Annotated in this window: 18 protein-coding genes; 13 read left to right on the top strand and 5 right to left on the bottom strand. The window is 58.7% G+C overall.

The window, feature by feature from the left end; all coding sequences use genetic code 11:
* The 3 genes from ACOZKU_RS09195 to ACOZKU_RS09185 all read left to right on the top strand — a co-directional run.
* Positions 1–230 (top strand): hypothetical protein (locus tag ACOZKU_RS09195; RefSeq protein WP_421578616.1); only part of this gene is annotated, 230 nt, incomplete at its 5' end.
* Positions 231–305: 75 nt separating this feature from the next.
* Positions 306–536 carry a hypothetical protein gene (locus tag ACOZKU_RS09190; protein WP_421578615.1) on the top strand — a complete coding sequence of 77 codons (231 nt, stop codon included), beginning with the start codon at positions 306–308 and terminating at the stop codon, positions 534–536.
* Between the two features lie 408 nt (positions 537–944).
* Positions 945–1244: a chorismate mutase family protein gene (locus ACOZKU_RS09185; RefSeq protein WP_314092428.1), complete on the top strand. Its 300-nt coding sequence runs from the start codon at positions 945–947 to the stop codon at positions 1242–1244.
* Positions 1245–1253: 9 nt separating this feature from the next.
* Here ACOZKU_RS09185 and galE read toward each other — a convergent pair whose 3' ends face one another.
* Positions 1254–2246, bottom strand: a complete 993-nt coding sequence (galE, locus tag ACOZKU_RS09180; protein WP_421578614.1) for a UDP-glucose 4-epimerase GalE — start codon at positions 2244–2246, stop codon at positions 1254–1256.
* Positions 2247–2349: 103 nt separating this feature from the next.
* Between galE and ACOZKU_RS09175 the strand changes: the two genes are divergently transcribed.
* Entirely contained in the window at positions 2350–2877 is a 528-nt protein-coding gene (locus ACOZKU_RS09175; protein ID WP_421578613.1) for an AAA family ATPase, read from the top strand.
* A gap of 5 nt (positions 2878–2882) precedes the next feature.
* Here ACOZKU_RS09175 and ACOZKU_RS09170 read toward each other — a convergent pair whose 3' ends face one another.
* Together ACOZKU_RS09170 and ACOZKU_RS09165 are read right to left on the bottom strand one after the other, a co-directional pair.
* Positions 2883–4049 (bottom strand): pyridoxal phosphate-dependent aminotransferase, encoded by a 1167-nt coding sequence (locus ACOZKU_RS09170; RefSeq protein ID WP_421578612.1) that lies wholly within the window; start codon positions 4047–4049, stop codon positions 2883–2885.
* Positions 4050–4172: 123 nt separating this feature from the next.
* Positions 4173–6881: a hypothetical protein gene (locus ACOZKU_RS09165; RefSeq protein WP_421578611.1), complete on the bottom strand. Its 2709-nt coding sequence runs from the start codon at positions 6879–6881 to the stop codon at positions 4173–4175.
* Between the two features lie 655 nt (positions 6882–7536).
* Between ACOZKU_RS09165 and pseB the strand changes: the two genes are divergently transcribed.
* From pseB to ACOZKU_RS09120, 9 genes are all read left to right on the top strand, one after another.
* Positions 7537–8535 carry a UDP-N-acetylglucosamine 4,6-dehydratase (inverting) gene (gene pseB / locus ACOZKU_RS09160; protein WP_421578610.1) on the top strand — a complete coding sequence of 333 codons (999 nt, stop codon included), beginning with the start codon at positions 7537–7539 and terminating at the stop codon, positions 8533–8535.
* Between the two features lie 4 nt (positions 8536–8539).
* The gene (gene pseC, locus ACOZKU_RS09155) at positions 8540–9697 is read left to right on the top strand and encodes a UDP-4-amino-4,6-dideoxy-N-acetyl-beta-L-altrosamine transaminase (RefSeq protein WP_421578617.1); all 1158 of its coding nucleotides are present in this window, start codon (positions 8540–8542) and stop codon (positions 9695–9697) included.
* Positions 9694–10401: a pseudaminic acid cytidylyltransferase gene (gene pseF / locus ACOZKU_RS09150; protein WP_421578609.1), complete on the top strand. Its 708-nt coding sequence runs from the start codon at positions 9694–9696 to the stop codon at positions 10399–10401. The genes pseC and pseF overlap by 4 nt, the downstream gene beginning before the upstream one ends.
* Positions 10398–11435: a PseG/SpsG family protein gene (locus tag ACOZKU_RS09145; RefSeq protein WP_421578608.1), complete on the top strand. Its 1038-nt coding sequence runs from the start codon at positions 10398–10400 to the stop codon at positions 11433–11435. The genes pseF and ACOZKU_RS09145 overlap by 4 nt, the downstream gene beginning before the upstream one ends.
* On the top strand, positions 11432–12592 hold the full coding sequence (locus ACOZKU_RS09140; RefSeq protein ID WP_421578607.1) for an ATP-grasp domain-containing protein: 1161 nt from the start codon (positions 11432–11434) through the stop codon (positions 12590–12592). Before ACOZKU_RS09145 ends, ACOZKU_RS09140 begins: the two co-directional genes overlap by 4 nt.
* Before the next feature lie 2 nt (positions 12593–12594).
* Positions 12595–13494, top strand: a complete 900-nt coding sequence (locus tag ACOZKU_RS09135) for an NAD-dependent epimerase/dehydratase family protein (RefSeq protein ID WP_421578606.1) — start codon at positions 12595–12597, stop codon at positions 13492–13494.
* 65 nt (positions 13495–13559) lie between these two features.
* Positions 13560–14621, top strand: coding sequence for a pseudaminic acid synthase (pseI, locus tag ACOZKU_RS09130; RefSeq protein WP_421578605.1), 1062 nt, complete (start codon positions 13560–13562; stop codon positions 14619–14621).
* 66 nt (positions 14622–14687) lie between these two features.
* Positions 14688–18686, top strand: coding sequence for a class I SAM-dependent methyltransferase (locus ACOZKU_RS09125; RefSeq protein WP_421578604.1), 3999 nt, complete (start codon positions 14688–14690; stop codon positions 18684–18686).
* A gap of 508 nt (positions 18687–19194) precedes the next feature.
* Positions 19195–20262: a hypothetical protein gene (locus ACOZKU_RS09120; RefSeq protein WP_421578603.1), complete on the top strand. Its 1068-nt coding sequence runs from the start codon at positions 19195–19197 to the stop codon at positions 20260–20262.
* A 63-nt stretch (positions 20263–20325) separates the two neighbouring features.
* Here ACOZKU_RS09120 and ACOZKU_RS09115 read toward each other — a convergent pair whose 3' ends face one another.
* Both ACOZKU_RS09115 and ACOZKU_RS09110 read right to left on the bottom strand, forming a co-directional pair.
* Positions 20326–21153 (bottom strand): CatB-related O-acetyltransferase, encoded by an 828-nt coding sequence (locus ACOZKU_RS09115; RefSeq protein WP_421578602.1) that lies wholly within the window; start codon positions 21151–21153, stop codon positions 20326–20328.
* A gap of 342 nt (positions 21154–21495) precedes the next feature.
* On the bottom strand, positions 21496–21715 hold a 220-nt coding region (locus tag ACOZKU_RS09110; protein WP_421578601.1), incomplete at its 5' end, for a transposase.

Here is a 21715-nt window from a genome sequence, read left to right as displayed (position 1 = left end):
TGAACAAGTTCGCAATCGCCATCGCCGCCCTGTCGCTTTCCGCCGGTGCCGCTTTCGCTGAAAACCCCAACTTCGGCCGTTCCGATCTCCAGGCCAGCCAGCCGGCCGTCGACCAGTCGATCACCGCATCGATCAAGTCGCACACGGATGCCGCTTCCGCTGACAACCAGGAAGTCGCGATGTCCTCCTCGACCCGTTACGGCGACGGCGCTCCCTACGCCGGCCGTTAATCGACGCCTCACAAGGCCCTTCGCCGACCGGCAGGTCCGGTCGGCTGATCCTCCCAAATTCGAAAGGTTAAGACCATGAACAAGTTCGCAATCGCCATCGCCGCCCTGTCGCTTTCCGCCGGTGCCGCCTTCGCTGAAAACCCCAACTTCGGCCGCACCGACGTCCAGCAGTACGGCCCGAATGCCGGCAAGTCGGTCGTCGATCAGACCACCACGGCTTCGATCAGCAACAGCGGCCCGCAGGGCAAGGTCGATTATGTCGATCCGGCTGCAAACCGCTACGGCGACGCCGCACCGCGCCACTAACCGCGACGACCCGCGGCCATAGGCCAGGTCTTTTGCGAGGCGCCCCCTCTCTGCCTCGGGCCTGAAGACCGGCCTGTCAAACCTCCGCCGTTCCCCCCGGCGGAGGTTTTTTGTTGCCGTGCGCGCAACGCATACCCGGCGGCACGCTCGCTGTCAGAGGGCTTGGATTGATTAATAAATTAGCGAGTGGAACGTAACTTCACGTAACGTAACTGCATCCAGCTTCGCGCCAGCTTACATGCCTAGGTTCCGCCTCGGCCAGCATGCAGGCCCGCAAGTGAAAGACAGGACCGCACCCTCCTTTTGCTTAACCCCCGGGCCTGCATGTGGCCTAGTGTCTCGCGACAGCGAGACGCCTTTCCCCCCGATCATTCCTCTGCTATCCGGGTCTCGCAAAAGGAGACCGGAATGGCGAAGACGGCTGAAGACTGCACGACGATGGCGGAAATCCGCGAAAACATCGACCGGGTCGACCAGGCGCTGATGGCGCTCTTCGAGGAGCGCTGGAGCTTCATCCGCCGTGCCGCCGAGATCAAGGCGGGCCTTGGCATTCCCGCCGACGTGCCGGTGCGTGTGAAGGAAGTGCGCGACAACGCCAACCGCAATGCGCAGGCCCACGGCCTCGACGGCGATTTCTACGAGGGCATCTGGGCGCAGCTCATCCAGCACGCCATCGCCTATGAGAAGGCTGAGCTCGGCGAGGACTGAGCGGATTTCCTAGATCTGGTTGCGCTTGCCGAGATGTTCTTCCCAATCGAGCGCGGTGCGCACGATGAAATCGAGATCGTCATGCTGCGGCTGCCAGTTCAGCTCCTTCATCGCGATGGAGGGATTGGCGACGATCAGCACGGCATCGCCCGGCCGGCGGCCGGCGAACCGCACCGGGAAATCCTGCCCCGACACGGCCTTGACCTGCTTGAGCACCTCCAGCACCGAGAAACCCTTGCCATAACCGCAATTGGCGACGATCGAGCCGCCGCCGGCGCGCATGCGCTGCAAAGCCTTGAGATGCGCGTTGGCGAGGTCGCTGACATGGATATAGTCGCGGATGCAGGTGCCGTCGGGTGTCGGGTAATCCGTGCCATAGACGTCCATGCCGTCACGCTTGCCGAGCGCGGCCTGGCTCGCCACCTTGATGAGATGAGTGGCGCCCACGCCGGACTGGCCGGTGCGACCGCGCGGATCGGCGCCGGCGACGTTGAAATAGCGCAGCGCCGTATAGGCGAAGTCATGCGCGGCGGCGGTGTCGCGCAGCATGATCTCCGTCATCAGCTTGGAGGCACCATAGGGCGATTCCGGGCGAAGCGCGGCGGTCTCCAGCACCGGCTCGGTGCCATCGGGCGTGCCGTAAACGGCCGCTGTCGAGGAGAAGACGAAATGCGGCACCTTGGCCGCCACGGCCGCCGCGATCAGCGCCCGTGACTTGACGGTGTTGTTCTCGTAATAGGAGAGGGGATCGGCGACCGATTCCGGCACGATGATCGAGCCGGCGAAATGGATGATCGCGTCGATGCTGTTTTCGCCGAAGATGGTGGACAAAAGCGCGGTATCGGCGATGTCGCCCTCATAGAAGCGCGCTTCGGGCGCGACCGCCCAGCGGAAGCCGGTCGAGAGCCGGTCCAGAACCACCACTTCTTCGCTGGCATCAATCAGCGCCCAGACCATGTGGCTGCCGATGTAACCCGCGCCGCCCGTCACCAGAACTGCCATGTAATCTCCCGAATCGCTGAATTTCGCGCATATCAGCGCGCCTGCAGACAAGACGCAACCGCAATCGTGCCCACGCGTTCTCCCGCCGTAGAAAGGCAAGAGCATGTCCGATCACTTCATCCTGCTGTCCGGCTGCTCGGGCGGCGGAAAATCCACACTGCTGGAGGAACTCGGCCGCCGCGGCCATGCGACGGTCGAGGAGCCCGGCCGCCGTATCGTCCAGGAGGAGCTGGCAACCGACGGCATGGCGTTGCCCTGGCGCGATCTTGCCGCCTTCGCCCGCCGCGCCATCGCAATGGCGCTCGCCGACCGGGAGGCGATGCGGGACCAGCCCGGCCTCGTCTTCTTCGATCGCGGATGGATTGATACGGCCTCGGCGCTGGAGGCGCAAACCGGTGAGCCGGCTTTGGCAGCGCTCGCCGGACAGCATCGCTACAATGCGCGCGTTTTCCTCACACCACCCTGGCCGGATATCTATAAGAGCGATCCGGAACGCCGCCACGGCTTCGAGGCGGCGCTCGCCGAATATGAGCGGCTGGAAAGGACCTATCCGACGCTCGGCTATGAGACGGTGATCCTGCCGAAAGTGTCGGTGGCCGAGCGGGCCGATTTCGTGCTCGCCCGGCTGTGAAGGTTTCAGCGCGCCGCGATATAACGGGCGAGCCGATCGGCGGCTTCCGCGATCTGCTGGGGATCGCGCAGGAAGCAGGCCCGCATGAAGAGTTCGCCGCCGGGCCCGAAGGCCGTGCCCGGCGCCAAGCCGACATTGGTGCGGTCGACAATGTCGATTGCGGCGCGGCGTGAATCCGTCACGCCGTCGATCTTCAGGAAGGCGTAGAGCGCCCCGTCCGGCTTCAGCGTCTCGACGCGGTTGGTGGCGATCAGGGCATCGCAGAACACGTCGCGGTTCTTCGTCGCCTTGTCGATATTCGCCTGGAGGAAGGCATCCCCCTCGTCGAGCGCCACGATCGCGCCCTGCTGCAGGAACTGCGGCACGCCGGAGGTGGAATACTGGATGAGGTTTTCCAGCACCTGACCCATTTCCGGCGGTGCGACGATCCAGCCGACGCGCCAGCCGGTCATCGACCAGTTCTTCGAGAAGGAATTGACGAAGACGACCTTGTCACCCTCCTCCATCACATCGAGGAAGGACGGCGCCCTCTCTCCGCTGTAGTGATAAAGTGCATAGATTTCGTCGGCCATAATCCAGAGATCATGCCGGCGCGCGATGGCAAGAAGGTTCTTCAGGTCCTCGCGTGATGCCGTCCAGCCGGTCGGGTTCGAGGGCGTGTTGATGAAGAGCACGCGCGTCTTCGGCGTGATCGCCGCCTCGATGCGATCGAGATCGACCTGCCAGCGTCCGCCGGCGAAATCAAGCGTCACGGCAATGGGATTGGCCCCCGAAAGCTCCGCCGCCGCCGCAAAATTCGGCCAGGCCGGCGTCAGATAGACCATGTCGTCGCCGGGCGAGACGAGCGCCTGGATCGCAAGCGTGATCGCCTGCATACCGGACCCGACGACATAAAAATGTTCCGCGGACAGCGTCGCCCCGAAACGCCGCGCGTAATAGCGCGACAAGGCAGCCCGAAGCTCCGGGATCCCCCGCTGCCACGTATAGAAGGTCTCGCCGCGCAACAGCGCCTCGGAGGCCGCGCGCGCAATGAATTCAGGCGTCGGCAAATCCCCTTCGCCAACCCACAGCGGAATGAGACCTTCGCGCCCGCGCGCATAATTGACGACCTCGACGATGCCGCTTTCGGGTGCTCGAAGCGAGCGAGGGCTGAGGGTTTGGGACAGGGACATTCGGTGTTACTCCGTCGTGGCTCTGGAAAGCGACAGGAAGTCTATACGGTCTCGCCGCTTCATTCACACGAGTTTCTCTGGCGCACCATCGAATTCGGTGAGAAGGACCGCCTAGAGTACTCTCTAGGCGGATGGTCCGGTGATTTCGTCGGTAAGCTGGCCGACTGCGGGGTCTCCTTGCAGCTTCAGGGCCGTGAGGTCTTCCTCGAACCACCATGGAGGATAGATTGATCGGTTCGTTATCGGGCGCGCGTGGTAGCGGTAGGTCTTGATCCGCTCGTTGCCGGACAGATAGTGCAACCAGACGGCTGCCCGCATGGAAAGATCCGGCGCGACGTCCAGCGCTTCTTCGAACCGTACGAGTCGCTCATAGTGAGCCCGGTCGCGCGGAGCGGCTTGCCCGATGGGATAGTCGAGAACAGCATAGTCGGAACAAAGAATGGCGGGCTTTCCGTGCAGTCCCAGCTCGATCGTCGATGTTCCATTGTAGACTAGTCCAATATCGATAAGGTTCATTAGATCGGCCATATCGAACCAGTCATGCCCAAGGATGTAGACATTCTCGGTGGGTGGAACATCAATCAATTGTGCAAACGTTTCCGTCAGATAAGCGCCGATTTCGTTGCGATGCTCATGCGGATGAGGCTTTACCAGCAATAGGGTCTTCGAGCCGGCGACGGAGGCGACCGTATGGTTGATCCAGTCATACATCGATCGATGAGCAGGACCGCCATCGATCGGAACGCCGGAATCGCAGACGACCTTGCCGAAGGCGCAGGCAACTTTCCCGCCCGCCGCGCGCCATGCCCTTACACGTTGAACCAGGGCCTCCGCTTCTATCGGGTGTTTCGATCCGATGCGACGAGAACGACGCAGGCGCGTAATATCCTGCACGCGTTCTAGAATATCAGGAGCTTGTGCCCGGAACCTTGTATAGTAGTCGTCGAATTCCTGCGGAGTCGGGAAGCTAGGAGAGCGCAATGGCCCCGCCGCCGTCATGTTACGGATCGCCATCCGGGAGGAGACAGGTTCGGAAAAATTTGCGAAATAATTTTGATAGCCGTTCGAGCCTTGCGCACAGAAAAAGCGCTGTGGATCGCCATGCTTGGCGCACCAGGCATGCACAATGGCATCGGGTATTCGGGCCTGGAAGGTCACCAATGTTCCAGCGGGCAACCCGATCGCTTCCAAGGCCTTGTGTATCTGGGGCAGGACAGTCGCTGTCGATACTGCCCAGGTCGTCTGTTTGCGCAGATAAGCCTGCAAAGTCGGACATCCGTATTCGACGCGATAGCGGCGCTGTTTAATGGCTGCTTCCTCCCACAGCGCTTGATCAAAAGTGAGACCATCAATCCGGAGGTGGCCATGAGGAATATCGACCAGAACGTCCTGCTTGCGCCCGGCACAAATATCGCTTCGCAGTTGCCCGGTTGCGCGGATGCAGCCTAAAAAACGATCGATCTCAGGGCGCCCCGTGCGTTCCAGCGGAAAAATACCTTCGACGAGCGGAATGATCGCCCAGCTGCGCCGCTTGGCTTCCTGCAAAACCGTGATGGGAAGAAGCGTTGAGAGGTTTGCCGTCATCGGCAACACGAACAGGACGCCTTTGGGGTTCGAGGGCTGCGGAATTTCGGATAACAGGTTTGCGGCGCGGGCAGAAAAATCGAGTTGCCCGAGATGAATGACGGCCTTCCAATGTTCCTGTGCATCGGTGCGGCCGGTATCAGACAAGAAATCTGCGGCATGGTGGGCCAGAAAGGCATAGGCTTCGGCAAAGCGCCCCTGTCGCTGCAATATGGTGGCGAAGGCGGCATAGCCGACCTTGCCCTTCAGCCTTCGCGGCAAGCGGTTGTGAACATCTTCTGCGAGGTCATATTCTCCACACCGCGCTGCCCATTCGAAACAGAACCGGACATCGAGGGCGGAGAGGGGGCGATACAGATGGGTGGTAACAAGTTGACGCGAGGGTTCTACCCAGCGATCGTAGTCGGCCTTGATCAGGTTGGCGACGATCGGCCAGCGAACGACGTAGCCGAGCGGATGGCTTGCGAGCGCATATAGTCCTTGAGCCAGTTGCGCCACTTCTTCGCGAAGCCCGATTTTTGCGGCGATATCGAGCGCTGAAATGAGCGGCCAGGCGTTTAATAGGCCGCGTCCGGCAGAAAGCGACGCAAAAGGCTCCTTCGACCCGGCTCGCACCATCGAATGAAGCGGCGCAGCCAGACGGGAAATTTCGGGCGCTATCGAAAGGTAGCATTCGCGCGCGGCCGCGAAGGCGGGGCGATAGTCTGGGATCGGCCGGCGCGCGGTGCCTAACATGGAGCGGATCGCCTTCAGCTTCCCGACCAGTGTCTTGGCCTTGTGAAAGCGGTTGCGGCAATGGGCGATATGTTCGCTGAGCTTTCCCTGTTCGAGCAACGAATTCCGTTCTATCGCCAATGTCCGGTCGTCGCTCTCTTCCGCCTTTGTCTCGACTGCGATCCTGTCTATGATAGCCAGCACCTGATCGAGCCATCGATGGCCGACTTTGTCTGTGGCGCGCCCTCGGGCCGCCCGAACGGTAGCGAGCGCGCCATCAATGTGTCCATGTTTCGCGTAAACCACGGCGCGTATATACGTCAGATAAAGAGCAGGCTCCCCTGAAAAATCGCGCCGGCCGAAGGCTTCGAACAAAGCTGCGCGACCCTTGGCTGCCGCCATCAGTCGTGTCGTCATGAGGGCATCGTCATAAGAAGGTGCCCCATTCCCCCGTTCGGACGCCGCAATGCGTTCCAGCAGGTCGAGAACGTTCGCCTCGTCTGTTGCGAGCGTGGAATAAGCAGCGTGGGCCATAAGGCTCCCATCCTGAGCCTCCTCGAAACCGGTGGAGGCCGCTAAGTCATCATGCGAGCGAATAGAAGCCGCTCCTCTTTCGTATCTCTTTCCGTGGTGCCCAGCACCTTGGAACGTCTATTGTCCGAAAACCGGAAATTCCTCTGGCTTAAATCACAAGCTGAAGGAAATGGCGCCATATTTTCGGGCGAATGCCATCACATTCGTGCAGGCGTCAAGGTCTGACACCGTTGACCTCTGCGGGTATTTAACAGTTTAAGGGTTTACGGTGCCGGAAATAGCGGAATTCAAGGTCTATCCCTTGGCGATTGCAAGAGACGTCAGTTCGATAACCTGCTCTCGCGCCGCAACCGCGAAGCGGTTTTGCAAACGGTCCGGCAAGCTGCGCTCTGGAGCCGTACTCGAAGGGTTGGCGTGGTAACGCAATGTCGTGGATTGCAGTTGACAAGCCCGCTAAGTTCGCTGTGGGCCGGTCTTGCAAAATAGTAGGAGTTTGCGATAGAGAGCGCTGACAATGACACCTGAGCTCCTCATCTGTAGGGAACATTCCCGAGCAGATCGAGAGTTTTAAAGAATTCCTTCCCTGTGTGGCGGCATTCCTATCTTTGGTTTCGGATCAATTCTGCCACAAGTTCAAAACGTAGAAACGAGCACTATGCACGACAGACCCTCCATCCTTGTCACCGGCGGCACTGGTTCGTTCGGCCATACTTTTGTTCCCATGACGCTGGCGAAGTATAATCCCAAACGGCTAGTCATTTTGTCGAGAGACGAGATGAAGCAGTGGGAAATGGCCAAGCTCTACGGCGACGACCCCCGCGTTCGCTTCTTCATCGGCGACGTGCGTGACGGTGCGCGTCTGCAGCGGGCTCTAGATGGTATCGACTACGTCGTTCATGCAGCCGCCACGAAGATCGTCCCAACGGCCGAATACAATCCGTTCGAATGCGTGAAGACGAACGTAATGGGCGCTATGAACCTGATCGATGCCTGCATCGACAAGGGCGTCAAGCGTTGCGTTGCGCTTTCAACGGACAAAGCGAGCAGTCCGCTCAACCTATATGGTGCGACTAAGCTCGCATCGGACAAACTCTTCGTCGCCGGCAATTCCTATTCGGGCACGCACACTACGCGCTTCTCAGTTGTCCGTTACGGCAATGTCATGGGTTCGCGCGGGTCGATCATCCCGCTATTCCAGTCGCTGGCCAGCAGCGGCAAGTTGCCGATCACGGACGTTAGAATGACCCGCTTCATGATTTCGCTCGAAGAGGCGGTTGAACTGGTCTGGCACGCCTTCGATGACATGATTGGCGGCGAAATCTACGTTAAGAAGATTCCCTCCATGCGCGTCGTCGACATCGCTTCTACGCTTGCTCCTGAGGCTGAACACGAGATCATCGGCATCCGTCCGGGTGAAAAGTTGCACGAGCAGATGATCGGTGAAGAGGACGCGTACAACACCTACGAATATCCTGGCCATTTCAAAATTCTTCCGTCCATCCACAACTGGCATCTCGATGAGAGTCGCATCAAGGACGGCACGCGGGTTCCGGAAGGCTTCTCCTACCGCTCCGATAACAATTCCGAGTGGATGTCTGACGCCCAGCTTTCGTCCTGGATCGATGCGAACGCCGCCAAAATTGGAAAGATCTAAAATGATTATTCCATACGGGCGGCAAGAGATCACCGAGGCGGATATCGACGCCGTCCGTGCGGTGCTGACATCGGACTATCTGACGCAAGGCCCTGCGGTGGGGCGGTTCGAACGTGCATTGGCCGAGGTGACCGGGGCGAAGTACTGTATCGCGTCGAACAGCGCTACGTCGTCGCTGCACAACGCATGCAACGCGCTCGGTGTCGGACCGGGCGATGTCGTCTGGACAAGCCCGATCACTTTCGTGGCTAGTGCAAATTGTGCTCGCTATTGCGGAGCTGATATCGATTTCGTCGATATTGACGCCCTCAGCTACACGATGAGCCCGGAAAGGCTAGAAGAGAAGCTGCAGGCCGCGGAGAAGCAGGGGCGTCTTCCCAAGGTTGTCATCCCCGTTCATTTGGCCGGGCAGCCTGCCAACATGCCCGCAATCCGGGCCTTGTCTGAACGTTACGGTTTCAAGGTCGTGGAAGACGCGTCGCACGCCATCGGCGGCCGGATTGGCGATTGGCCGGTTGGTGCCTGCCAGTATTCCGACATCACCGTGTTCAGCTTCCACCCCGTCAAGATCGTGACAACCGGAGAAGGGGGGGCTGCGACGACCAACGATCCCGTTCTGGCGCGGCGCATGGCCTTGTTCAACAGCCATGGCATAACCCGTGATTCGGCGGAAATGAGCAAGGAACCGGACGGCGCGTGGTATTACGAGCAGATCGCGCTCGGCTACAACTACCGAATGACTGATATTCAGGCTGCGCTCGGCCTTAGCCAGATGGAGCGTCTGACGGACTATGTCGCAAAGCGCCATGCCATCGCGCGTGTCTACGATGAAAAGTTGAGTGGGCTTCCGCTCATAACGCCGTGGCGTTCGGAAGAGGATTATTCCGGCTTCCACCTCTATGTCATTCGATTGCAGCTCGATAAGGCCAAGCTGTCGCGGCGTGAACTGTTCGACTACCTGCGTAGCCGGGACATTCTGGTCAATCTCCACTATATTCCCGTCTACCGGCAACCCGATTTCCAGCAGTTCGGCTTAAAGCCCGAGGATTTTCCGCAGTCGGAAGCCTACTATGCGGAAGCCATCAGCCTGCCGCTCTATCCCACGATGACCGCCGAACAGCAGGATTTCGTCATCTCTACGATTCGTGAGGCTTTGGCATGAGGCTAGCCGTCATCCCTGCCCGCGGAGGAAGCAAGCGTACGCCTCGCAAGAATGTGCGTACCTTCGCGGGCCGACCGATGATTGCTTGGCCTATCGAAACGGCTCTTTTCTCCGGCGTGTTCGACGCTGTGATCGTTTCGACCGACGACGCGGAAATAATCTCGATTGCTGAGGCCCACGGGGCGACCATTCCCTTCCGGCGACCAGCGCAGCTTGCCGATGACCTCACGCCGACCCGGCCCGTAGTGCGCCATGCGATCGAGGCGATGGAAGCTTTGGGTGTGGCGGTGAGGCAGATTTGCTGCCTCTACGCGACGACCCCTTTTATTACAGCCGGTGATCTCGTTGCCGGTTTATCGGCACTGGAAACGTCCGAGAACGGTTTTTCCGTTTCCGTTACGCATTACGCACATCCGATCCAAAGGGCTCTGCGCCTGCACGCTGACGGCACGGTCGTGCCATTGGACGAAGCCAAACTCGCGACGCGTTCTCAGGATCTGGAGGAAATGGTGCACGATGCCGGTGCCTTCTACTGGGGGACGAGAGATGCGTTCATGAGCGAGCGTTCGATCTTGGCCTCGGGCTCGGCCGCAGTCGTCCTGCCAACCTGGCGAGTTTGCGACATCGATACGGAGGATGACTGGACGCGCGCCGAATTGATGTTCCAGGCGATGTTTCCAAATGGCAAGCCGGATCAAAGATGATTGCGTTTTGCGTCGATGCAACACCGCATGTCGGCATGGGGCATCTGGTTCGGTGCCGGGTTCTCGCCGATGCCCTTCTGGCTGCCGGACAGAAGGCCATCATGTACGGGCCTGCGCGATCCTACCGGGTTGTGGAGGACGAAACACGGTTTGCCGCATGGTGCGAACGCACGGTGGACGCGTCGATTGCAGCTGATGCGGCGGCTTTCACAGCTTTCGCTGCCGCGCATGGAGCGAAAAAAGCCGTCATCGACGACTATCGTGCAAATGAAGTGTTTCAACGGGTCTTGCAGGATGCTGGCATAGACTGGCTCCAGCAATTCGACGCCAGCCGCGAGCAGGTCTTTCTCGGCCGTCTCGTCGTGAACGCCTCCCCCTATGAGCGCCCCGAACATTACCGGGCCGTCGCATCTCATCCACAGGTCGAATTCCTCCTGGGGCCTCGCTATGCGATCCTTCGCGAGGAATTCGAAGGGATCGTCGTTCCCGAACCGAACGGGAGAACCGGCAATATCTTCCTTTCCTTCGGCGGGGGAGACGACAAGGGAGCGGCACTCGGTGTGCTTTCTGCACTCCAACCGATTGCCGGTCCGGATACGCGCCTTCATCTCGTGTCGGGTGCTTCCAATCCGAGAATCGCAGAGATTTCCGCGAGAATTGAAAGAGAAGACTGGAAGAATGTCGTTCTGCACGTCAATCCGCCAAACATCCCAAATTTGATGGTCGCTTCCGACCTTGCTATCCTCGGCGGTGGAACGACCACTTATGAGGCTGCCCGCTGTGGTCTGCCGATGCTTCTGCTGGCTATTGCCGAAAACCAGGTCCGGCAATCGCAAGGCTGGGAGAATCTCGGCGCGGCCCGCTATCTTGGGCGCTGGGGCGACGTGACGCCCGGCGAGATAGCCGAAGCCTATGCAACGCTTGTCGCAAGCACGGGACCAGCCGCGGAAATGGCGCGGCGCGGATCACAACTGGTTGACTGCGGCGGGACGCGCCGCTTGATAAACATGTTACTGAAAGGCGTAGAGGAATGAGCAAGGTTGCCCTCGTTTTGGGAACGAATGCCGGTCAGGCCGACTTGATCCGTCATCTGAAGGATGATGCATGGATCGTTCATGCTTGTGCGCACCGGGCAGGCGGCGCCGGCGAGGCGCTTGCCGATACGTTCCATCTTCTGGATATCAGCAAGCCCGCGGAGGTGACGGCGCTGGCAAAGAACGTGAAGGCTGAAGTCGTCTATTCCTGTTCTTCGGATATCGCTGTTCCCGCGGTCATCGCGGCATCCGACGCTCTCGGCCTGCCGCACTTTTTCGATGAGGAACTGATCGATCTCTTCAACCAGAAAACGAAGCTGCGGGCATGGCTCAACGCGCAGGGCCTGAGCCCCGTTCCGTTCATCCGGCTTTCGGATGCTTCTGAGGCCGCGGGCTGGTCCATCTTCCCCTGTATCGTGAAGCCCTCGGACAGCCAAGGGCAGCGCGGTGTAGCCAAGATCGAGCAGGTGCAGGACCTCGCCGGTGCCGTCGAGCGGGCAATCTCGCTGTCGCCGACGGGATCCGCAATCATCGAGGCCTATCTCAATGGTGTGGAGGTCTCGACGAACGTGCTCGTCTCCGGCGGTAAGGTCGTCGTCGCAGAGCTTTCCGAACGCCTTGTTCACGGCGATCATCTGATCGGCGTACCGTCAGGCCACCTCATTCCCACAGCCAACGTTTCCCAGGCCAATATCGATGCAACGGATCGTCTTGTTCGGGACGTGGTGCAGCGGCTCGGCATAGTCAACGGCTGCCTGTACTTCCAAATGAAGGTGACCGACCAGGGGCCACGGATCGTCGAGATCGCGCCGCGTATCGACGGTTGCCATATATGGCGCTTGATCCTTGCCGCCCGGGACTTCGATTTCATGGGGCTCACCTTGCGGACCCTGACAGGCGAAATCCTTGACGTGGTCGAAGGGCGGGACACGCAAGGGGCCGTGTATGAGTTGATGTTTCAGCAGGCAGCACCCGGCACGGTCTTCCAGTCGGCGGATTTTCCCCGTCCCGATGACGCCGTATATCACGAGTGGCGCTACAATGACGGCGATGTCGTCGGTGCGATCAATGGCCGACTCGAAGTGGTCGGCTACTATGTTCGTCTTTCCCCGGACTGGACGCACCGTCGCGCGGACGTGATGGCGAAGGGGGCCTGAGCGTGAGGGTAGCGGTAACCGGTGCTAATGGGTTTCTGGGGGGCAATCTGCTGCGGACGCTCAGCGGCGCCGGCATGACGGTAACCGCGCTGACGCGCGATGCCCGAGCCCTGGTTACGGCAGAGGCTTCGGGTATTACCGTTCGGGAGACCGACTACAGTGCGGTGTCCATTACCGACTGGATGTCGGGGCAGGATGCCGTCGTCCATCTTGGCGGGCGCCGGATGGCGCGTACCGACGCGCCCCGGGAGCTAGGTCCATTCTTGGAGCCTAACCTGGCATTAACGGAGCGCGTTGCCGCCGCTGCCGTCACTGCCGGTGTCGGGCGTGTCATTTTCGCCTCGACGACTGCCGTCTATTCTGCACTCGATGCGGTGCCTTTCGCCGAGACACACATGCCTCACCCGATCAATGCTTATGGCCTGTCCAAGCTGATGGGTGAGCAGATCATCGAATTGATCTGCCGCGGGACCAAGACGACAGCTGTTTCGCTGCGCTTCTCAGCGCTCTTCGGTACCGGCGAGCGGACGACCGGCGTGCTGATGCGTTTTGTTTCTGAAGCGGCGGCGGGACGGGACATCGTCATGAGTGGCAACCCGCGCTATGGGGTCGACCAGCTCTATGTGGAAGACGCAGCCGGTGCTATTGTCGCGGCGTTGACGTCACCGTCGGCAAGCGGTGTTTACAATGTCGGCGGCGGGCGGGCCTGGACCGTTGCGGAGATGGCCGAAGCGGTTGCAGCGACCTGCGCCAGTCCGGTGTCAATCCGCCAAGAAGATTTCCATGACGGGCCGGTGCCCAAGCCGTTCATGACTATCGACAAAGCGGCCCGCGATCTCGCTTGGTCGCCAAAATTCGATCTTGTTTCTGGTCTTGCCACGATGGCAGGCGGAGCGCCTTGACCTCGCCGTTATTCCGTTGTTTTCCCAGTGGCACTTTTCGCCACCAACCAGTTTGAAAGCTCGCCATGTCGCAGTTCAAAAAAGCCGTATACGCCGGGACAGACAAAGTGCTCGACGACAGCCCGTTCATCATTGCGGAGATGTCGGGAAACCATAACGCGTCGCTCGATCTGGCTTTTGAAATCGTTGATGCGGCTGCCGAAGCAGGTGCCGACGCGCTGAAGTTGCAGACATATACGGCCGAGACCATGACGCTGAACATGACGCGTGGCGAATTCAGCATTTCCGACCCTAAATCCCTGTGGGCGGGTCGTGACCTGTACAGCCTCTACAAGGAGGCGCATACGCCCTGGGAATGGCACAAGCCGATCTTCGATCGAGCTCGCCAGCATGGAATGCTTTGCTTTTCGTCTGCTTTCGACGAGACATCGGTCGATTTTCTGGAGACCCTGGACGTTCCGGCTTATAAGGTCGCTTCCTTCGAACTGACCGACATACCGCTCATCCGCAAGGTGGCGGCGACAGGAAAGCCACTCATCATGTCGACTGGTATGGCGACAATCGGCGAGATCGAAGATGCCGTGACGGCGGCTCGTGGAGCCGGCTGCGAAACGCTGGTGTTGTTGAAGTGCACGAGCACCTATCCTGCTCCGCCGGCCAATACGAACCTCTTGACGATCCCACACATGGCGCAGCTATTCGGCTGCGAAGTGGGCCTGTCGGACCACACGCTCGGGGTCGGCGTCCCTGTCGGTGCAACGGCATTGGGCGCGACCGTCATCGAAAAGCACTTCTGCTTGGCGCGCAGTGAAGGCGGCGTTGATTCCGCTTTCTCTCTGGAGCCGGCCGAATTCAAGCAGATGGTCGAGGAATGCAAGCGGGTCAAGCAGGCCGTTGGCCGAGTGTGGTATGGCGCCACGGAATCCGAAGTCAAGGCCCGGACGCGCCGCCGCTCGCTCTATGTCGGCGTCGATCTGAAGCCCGGTGATGAACTCACCGCCAAGAATCTTCGGCGCATTCGTCCCGGCCTCGGCCTAGCGCCGAAATTTTACGACACTCTGCTGGGTCGTAAGGTCACGAAAGAGGTTGCAGCCGGGACACCGGTCTCCTGGGATCTGTTTTCCTGAAGTCATACTCATCCCTGAAGGGAAGGGGATCTGCTGCGCGGCGACTGTACTTATGGGTGACTTTCAATGATTCCGGAACGCAATCAGGTTGAGGCCGAAAATCCACTGTCCAGTGGGCTTGCAGACACGGTCGTTGCACCGGATCCCTTGGATAGGGACGTCGCACCAGCTCAGGATAGGGGTCTTGAGCTTGTCAGGACCGTTGATATCGGTACGGACAACGACGATACGCTCGAAAGTAGTGAAAAACCCAAGCCGGTCTCAAAGGCCAAGGCGAAAGCCAAGCCGGGCGCTGCCACCCGGAAGAGGGTTTCACGCGTTGTGACCGCGCGACAGGTCGTGGTTCGGCCCTTTAAAAAAATGCTGGCTGCCGTGCGTAAGATCCATCGCAAGGCGCTTGGCACAGGCCGTAAGTGGGTGCGTGCACATATCGACCGGATGGATTTCACCCGCGCTCCCGGCAAGCTTTTACCGGCATCCTGGAAAGATACGTCGAAATTGCGCCAGTTAAGGACGACGTCGAGCAGCCGGGAGGTGTACGAGGCCATGCTGGCTATCGCGCGCGGAGAGGCGAAGCGAGGTGCAGTCAACCTGCGCACGGCCAGCTTTATCGACGCGGTGCTTGCTTCTGCCGAGCTGCGGGAAAAATTGCTTCAGCCCGTCAGAGATGCCGCGAAGCAATATCCCAACAGCATCTATCTGACATACATATATTCGGTGATGCTCGCGAAATCGGGAGATTATAGCCAGGCGACGGATCTTGTCCTCGCGACCATGAAGCAGGAGCGCGAGGCGTACGCCGGTTTTGACGCGCAGGCGCGCGCGCCGTCGGCGCGCGACAAGGTTCTCACAAAGGTTTGGCGCGTCGTCGATTCCATTTCACGCGATGATATGGCCGTAACCGGGGATGGTGGCGCGGAAAGCGATGATGCTGCAAACGATCCGCTGGCCAGTGAGCGTTCCTGGCAGCAGGGCCAAACGGGTACCTATCTTGACGCATGCCGGCGAAGCTTCGAACATGGCCGGAGCCTCAAGGCGCGTCTCGACGCCATCGAAAACATGACGAAGCTCGGCTTGCGGCGCATGCCGACCTATCATGACGCCTATGCGCTTGCACGCGAATGCTATCGCGAAATTCGCCCGCAATGGATCGACATGATTGGAATCCCCCTAAAGGCAAAGGCGCTCGGACTTGCGTCGGACAAAGGGGTTAAGGCCGTGAGATTGTTGACCCAGGTAATGCGGGTCGCGGAGAAGCTGGGCTTTACGAATGATCTTGAACTAATTTCAACCACACTGTTCAAGGTTTCCAAAACCGCGAGATCGCGTGGTTTGGCATGGACGATCGCCGCGGCCTTGTCGTCCGTCGATGCGGAGCGTTGGCACAGGCCGACGCTGGGCGTTTTGAGAAAGCTGAAACTGTCCAGAACTTCGCCTCGTGATGTAAAGGCGTTCTTCCTATGGGCGCTACGGTGCGGTGAATATGGATGGGCGATGTCAGTCTATAAAGCCCTGCCCAACACTGTCGCGATGTCGGTGGCGGCGGCGCCCATGGCCAAAATCCTTCAGCGAAAGGGCAGCTTCAGTGCGGCGGCAACGCTGTTGAAGAGGGTTTGCGCGGCCAACCTAGCCAAGCTCAATAAGTTCGATCCGGTCGTTCACTGGGGATATATCAAGCAGATCGGCGAATTGGAATTTGCCGCGAACACGACCAAGTATCTGCGTACCGTGCCACAACCGACCGAACCGAAAGGAGTCATTTTCCTAGCTCCGCGGGCGATTGACCAGACGACCCGGTTCCCGCTGATCGTCCTGCTCGAGATGAAGCGGCGCGGCTGGGCGATCATCCCGCTTTTCGAAGGCGTGCTTCCACTGGACAAGACCGGCAATGCCAAAATCGACCAGTTTCTGGGGTGCTTCCTTGGCAGCGGGAGATTGCGCAGCGAACGGGAGAGAGAATTCGATCCGATCGAGAATTTCGAAGTCGAGGTCGAGACAGGACATCTCCGATGGGATTCAATCGACCTGACGCATCCCCTATGGGAAGAAGCAGCGGTCAATAGGCGCCGGTATAATGTCGACTATACCTGCCCTGCCCTGATCAGCACGTTGTCGCGTCTCTCGAACTTGACGCGAATGACGGGCGTCGTGCTTCAGACGGCGCGACGCGTGATGGCGGAACTTGATCTGCCGCTGGGCTTTATGGTGAATTTTCAGGCGCGGCTTCCCGATGTGGTGGTCCGCCTTTATTGCGAAACCCATGGCGATCCGGAAAAGTTCTTCTGTATTCACGGTACGAACGGCTACCAGAATTATTTCGCCAATTTTTCCTCGCCAGTTTCGACGCGCATGGCCATGCGCAACATGACGGCGACCCGCATCAACCGCACGGCAAGCTTCCCGACGCCTTCCGAGTTTGAGACGTTCTTCGACGAGCATCGGGAAGAGGCGCCCTCGATCCTCGAGCGGGTAAGAGATATAACGAAGGTCAGGCGCTCTACGAGCACGGCGACGGTACGACCTGCGGAAGCGGAGGCCTGTCGGGAGCGTATCGCGGCGTGGCGTGCCGAGGGCGGCCTCGTTGCCTGTGCCTTCGGTAAGGTGGTTTGCGATTCGGCCGTACCGTTCGATGGCGGACCGGTCCACCGCAACATGGCCGAGTGGCTAAATCACACGATCGAAGCCGTCCGGGGTTCCAGCACCCTCTTGCTTATTAAACCCCATCCGCATGAGCTGAAGAATGAGATCGGCGCTTTCCTGACCGAGTATTTCCGGGATCTGATTATAGACGAGCTGCCCGAAAACGTTATTTATCTCGGTCATAACTGGTTCGACATGGCTGACATGAAAGATCTTATCGATATTGGTACGGTCTATAACGGAACGACGACCATCGAGCTGGGCCTTCTGCAGATACCGGGTATCGTCTGCTCGGACTTTGCGCCCCGCGATTATCCGATCGGTCAGATCGCGCCGCGTGACAGGGGCCATTATGAGCGTATGCTGCGTGGTGAACAGGCCGTCGATGTCAGTGCCGACGTTCCGCTGCGGGCGGCGGTCTGGCTGCATTATATGAGTGGAAGCTATCGCATTCGCGACTATCGCTACCATTCACGTCAGATCACCAACAAGGTCGTCAGCCCACCCTATTGGTTCCACGACGATGTGACTGCTTACCTAGAGAACGGCGATCCGAATGTGGCGTTCCTGGCTGATCAACTTCTACCGTTACCACGCTCCGTCTCGTCTTTTGAAAACCATAGCGCTGCACCGGAGGCCAGTCGGTCCGGCGCCGTTGTCGTGGCGCTCAAAAACGCACACGCTGAAAGCGCGCCCATGCCGGCTGGGGAGAAATGGGCGGCACAGCCTTCGAACTTCACAGCCGCCGGACGCAACAATCGCACGTTTGATCAATTGGGGCGCCTTTTCGAGGCCGAGGGTATAGAGCGACCGAAAATCCTTTCCTTCGGATGCTCCGAAGGCCTAGAGCCGCTCGATATTCTTCGCGTCATTCCGAATGCGGAGGTCTATGGATGTGACATTAGCCGCGATGCTTTGGCGGTTGCCGCTGATCGTTGCAAGGACACTGGCATCTCGATTTTCGAAAGCACGTCGACGGAGCTACGCGCACGCGGTCCCTTCCATGCCGTCGTGGCGATGAACGTTTTAGTAAATTGGCCGGCAAGTTACGGCTTGGAGCAAATCGGGCACCTTTATCCATTCCGATTATTTGATGAAACGATCACCACAATCTTCGACGTCCTGACACCGGGCGGATATCTCGGCGTGTACAATGCGTGCTTCTGTGTGGAGCATACCGGTGTTGGCGCACGCTTGCAGGCCATCGGCCAGACCCTTCCGAAAGACAATGGCTGGGTTGACAAGTTCGACACCGAAAACCGGAGGCTAGCGCTAGCCTGCGATACCAAGCGTGTGCCGATTCTTATGAAGGATTGGCGCCGCTATATGAACAACAATGCCGGGGATTCGGTCCCGAGAGCTGTGCATTTCGAGACCTCGGGACCGGCCGACTGCACTACGATCCTCTGGCGTAAGTTGGTCTGACGCCGGTATCGCTTCCGGCCGCTGCAATCGTTGCTCTGCGGCTGAACGAGGTGCTCTATCGGCTAGATATATCCCGCGTGTGAAAAAACGTGTGATCCTTAGTCATACTCGCCGCTATGTCGGAGGACCGTTTGACTTTCGGATGTCGACTGATATCAAGCGCAACGTGCAAATTTCCGCATGCATTGGCTTTTGTCGCGGTGTGTAGGCGGATTTGACGATTGCGCGTTCGTTGTCGGATGAATTCAAAAGTGAGCCTAGGCCGCTATCACGATGGTGGTCTTCCGCATATGTCGTGGAGCCAAGAGTGCAAAGTGTGGCGCGAGTTTTCAGCTTCTTGACGTCCAGGCGGGACACCGAACTACCCGAATGGTTTCAGGCAAACCAGCCCAGCGAAACCATTGGAAATAGGCCTATATTCTTATATCAGTCTTGGATTCCCGAACATACTGACAAGCTAATCCTCTCACTCTCTCGGCCGCAGGATTACCAGATCAAGAATATCGGCATGTTTACGGGCCAAACCGACAAAGTGACTCGTGCGTCCATTTTGAAGTTTGCCGCTCAGAATGGTGATCTCTACAGGAAGATGTGCCTGCACAAGCTTATGCCTTATCGAGACAGGGCGGCAGGCCTTATCGTTACATTGGACTGGACGCCTGCGATGCGGCATCTCGTCTACGCGGCAAGTCAGTTGGGCATCCCGACCGTGCTCGTTCCGCACGAATCGGTCTTCGCTTCCCGAAGCATGTACTACATGCATCCGAAATTGCTGATCAACCGACCTGCATGCGACCTTGTCTGCAGTTGGGGAAGCCTCCAAACCGAGATTTTTATCGAACGCGGCTATCCTGCGGAGCGAATCATCAAGACCGGCGGGCCAAAGTTCGACTATTTGGATAGCGTGCGTCATCCCAATCAGTCGCACAAGCAGCCCTTGCGTGCCCTCGGTCTTGATCCAGCCAAATTTACCGTCACTTTTGCGGTGCAGCCACTTGATAGCCAGTACAGGTCCTGGAGGAAGACAATGCGGGCTCAAGAGGCCGCATTGGTCGATGTATTGGATTGGATTCAGATCACGGAAAAAACGCAGTTGATGGTTCGGCTGCCGCCGTCCAGAGGGGAAATCTTCAGCAGATCGGTCCACCGGCGTATTGCAGAGATGCCGAATGCGGCTCTCGATGATTCGCACCTCTATCTGCTATCTGCCGAAGAGGCGATCGCTGCTTCCGAAACAATCGTCTCGGTCAATAGCACTATGCTTCTGGAGGCGGCGCTATGCGGGCGCGTGGCGATCAGTTCGAAATATATTCGCTTCGACCAGATTTGGGACAATCTAAAGATCCCTGTCGCGCACAATAGGGTTCAACTGCATGCTTCGTTGGAAGATGCGCGGCACCGGCCCGCGGACATCGTGGCCGGATACGATCTTCACTGGGCGGAAGAGCAGTTTTCACAGGCAAGCTTTGACGGGCGTGCAGCGCAGCGTATTTCGGAAATTTTTGCGCGGATCGCGCACGGCGATCTCGACCTTTATCAAGGCTACGCGCAATCAAATCCATTTATTCCCGTGTAGTCACGGGGGAAGGGCCAGCCCATTGCTCTGGGCGTGTTGGCTCGCCCCCACTTGCAGCCTTTATTACTCCTCGGATCGCGGCGCGTTCGCGGCGGCGCTCTCGGGTGAGGAGTTCCCCTCTGTTTGCGCTGGAAGCCAAAGCCTGTAGCGGTCTTCCATCTTGCGCAATGTATGAAAGCCGGGACGCTTCCGTCTTATCTTGCCGGATTGCTCGCGGCTGACGATTTCATCCATTGCGGCCTGAGGATCGTCGAACGGAACACCTGAAAGATCTTGCATGAAGAAGTCCCACCATTTCACCTTCAGCATGCGTGCGATCAACTGCGGTTTGTTGAAACGCATGCGGATGATTCGTGCGGGTACGCCTCCGACGATTGCGTAGTCGGGAACGTCGCTTGTGACCACGGCACCGGCCGCAATGATGGCGCCGTTGCCAACGGTTACACCATGAAGGATCATGACATTGGATCCGATCCACACGTCGTTGCCAATTCGCGCGGCGGGGCGATGTGCTTCTGGGCTATTTTCCTGAGTGCGCTCGGTTCCTTCGAAGCCCGTCCAATCGCCGAAGAAACCGAATTTTTCCGGCCTGTACTGAACAGAGGTCGTTCCCATCCAGGTGGTTGGATGATCGGGCTCGCCTATATTAAAATTCGCACCGATACTGCAATAACGCCCGATCGTGGGACTGCCGGATATGAATGCCGACCTCAGGAAGGAGAACGCGCCAATTTTCAGGTTGCTATAGCACCAAAGATCCTGAAAGCGGACAGGCGCTTCGAATGTCAGTTTGGACCGTGGATCCAAAACAGTTTTTCCGGAGAGAATCACTCCATGCGCTTTGAGGTCACCGAGTTTCGGAATGTCTACAATTTGGCTCTTGCCGGCCATGCGTTTCGCCCCTTCATTCGCGCCTGCGAAGTTCGTGCATTCCGCATGCCGCGGCGACCCTCGTTGGTCAAGTGAAATTGCACCAAATAGAGCATTGATATGGGCTGATTTTTGATCGCGGTATCGATGGTTTCTCCCGAAAAGTAATAGTTCGGGAATTATGTCTTCCAAGTCTGAGAAGGACATTAAAATGGTAGAGAGAAGACGTGAGGAGTTGAGATTGTTATGACGCTTCGACAGGTTGATATGCTAAAACGTTTAGGGCTATCCGGTCGATAGGCTTGACGGAATAGATACTACCTGTGAGCTCAAGCCGAGGCGCGACTTGCGGGCTCGTTGATCCTATCCTCCCGATCGCACCTGCGTGAGCAGCTTCTGGCGGAAGACCTCGGCCGGTGTCTTGTAGCCGAGGTACTTGCGTGGCGTCGTGTTCAGCCGGTCGCAGATTTCCTTCAGGTCCTGTTCGCTGATCGAGAGCGGATCGATATCCCTCGAAAGCCATTTCCTGGCCCGTCCGTTCGTGTTCTCGACGGTGCCCTTCTGCCAGGGTGATTGCGGGTCG

The organism is Shinella sp. M31 (genome assembly GCF_049199205.1).
In the GTDB taxonomy this organism is placed as follows: domain Bacteria; phylum Pseudomonadota; class Alphaproteobacteria; order Rhizobiales; family Rhizobiaceae; genus Shinella.
This window is presented reverse-complemented; position numbering and strand designations above follow the sequence as displayed.

Coding starts and splice junctions, on each gene's coding strand:
- pseI (WP_421578605.1), top strand. CDS start 13,560: ATGTCGCAGTTCAAAAAAGCCGTATACGCCGGGACAGACAAAGTGCTC.
- ACOZKU_RS09170 (WP_421578612.1), bottom strand. CDS start 4,049: ATGTCCCTGTCCCAAACCCTCAGCCCTCGCTCGCTTCGAGCACCCGAA.
- ACOZKU_RS09125 (WP_421578604.1), top strand. CDS start 14,688: ATGATTCCGGAACGCAATCAGGTTGAGGCCGAAAATCCACTGTCCAGT.
- pseF (WP_421578609.1), top strand. CDS start 9,694: ATGAGGCTAGCCGTCATCCCTGCCCGCGGAGGAAGCAAGCGTACGCCT.
- ACOZKU_RS09140 (WP_421578607.1), top strand. CDS start 11,432: ATGAGCAAGGTTGCCCTCGTTTTGGGAACGAATGCCGGTCAGGCCGAC.
- ACOZKU_RS09165 (WP_421578611.1), bottom strand. CDS start 6,881: ATGGCCCACGCTGCTTATTCCACGCTCGCAACAGACGAGGCGAACGTT.
- ACOZKU_RS09115 (WP_421578602.1), bottom strand. CDS start 21,153: ATGGCCGGCAAGAGCCAAATTGTAGACATTCCGAAACTCGGTGACCTC.
- galE (WP_421578614.1), bottom strand. CDS start 2,246: ATGGCAGTTCTGGTGACGGGCGGCGCGGGTTACATCGGCAGCCACATG.
- ACOZKU_RS09145 (WP_421578608.1), top strand. CDS start 10,398: ATGATTGCGTTTTGCGTCGATGCAACACCGCATGTCGGCATGGGGCAT.
- ACOZKU_RS09120 (WP_421578603.1), top strand. CDS start 19,195: ATGTTTACGGGCCAAACCGACAAAGTGACTCGTGCGTCCATTTTGAAG.
- ACOZKU_RS09185 (WP_314092428.1), top strand. CDS start 945: ATGGCGAAGACGGCTGAAGACTGCACGACGATGGCGGAAATCCGCGAA.
- pseB (WP_421578610.1), top strand. CDS start 7,537: ATGCACGACAGACCCTCCATCCTTGTCACCGGCGGCACTGGTTCGTTC.
- ACOZKU_RS09175 (WP_421578613.1), top strand. CDS start 2,350: ATGTCCGATCACTTCATCCTGCTGTCCGGCTGCTCGGGCGGCGGAAAA.
- ACOZKU_RS09190 (WP_421578615.1), top strand. CDS start 306: ATGAACAAGTTCGCAATCGCCATCGCCGCCCTGTCGCTTTCCGCCGGT.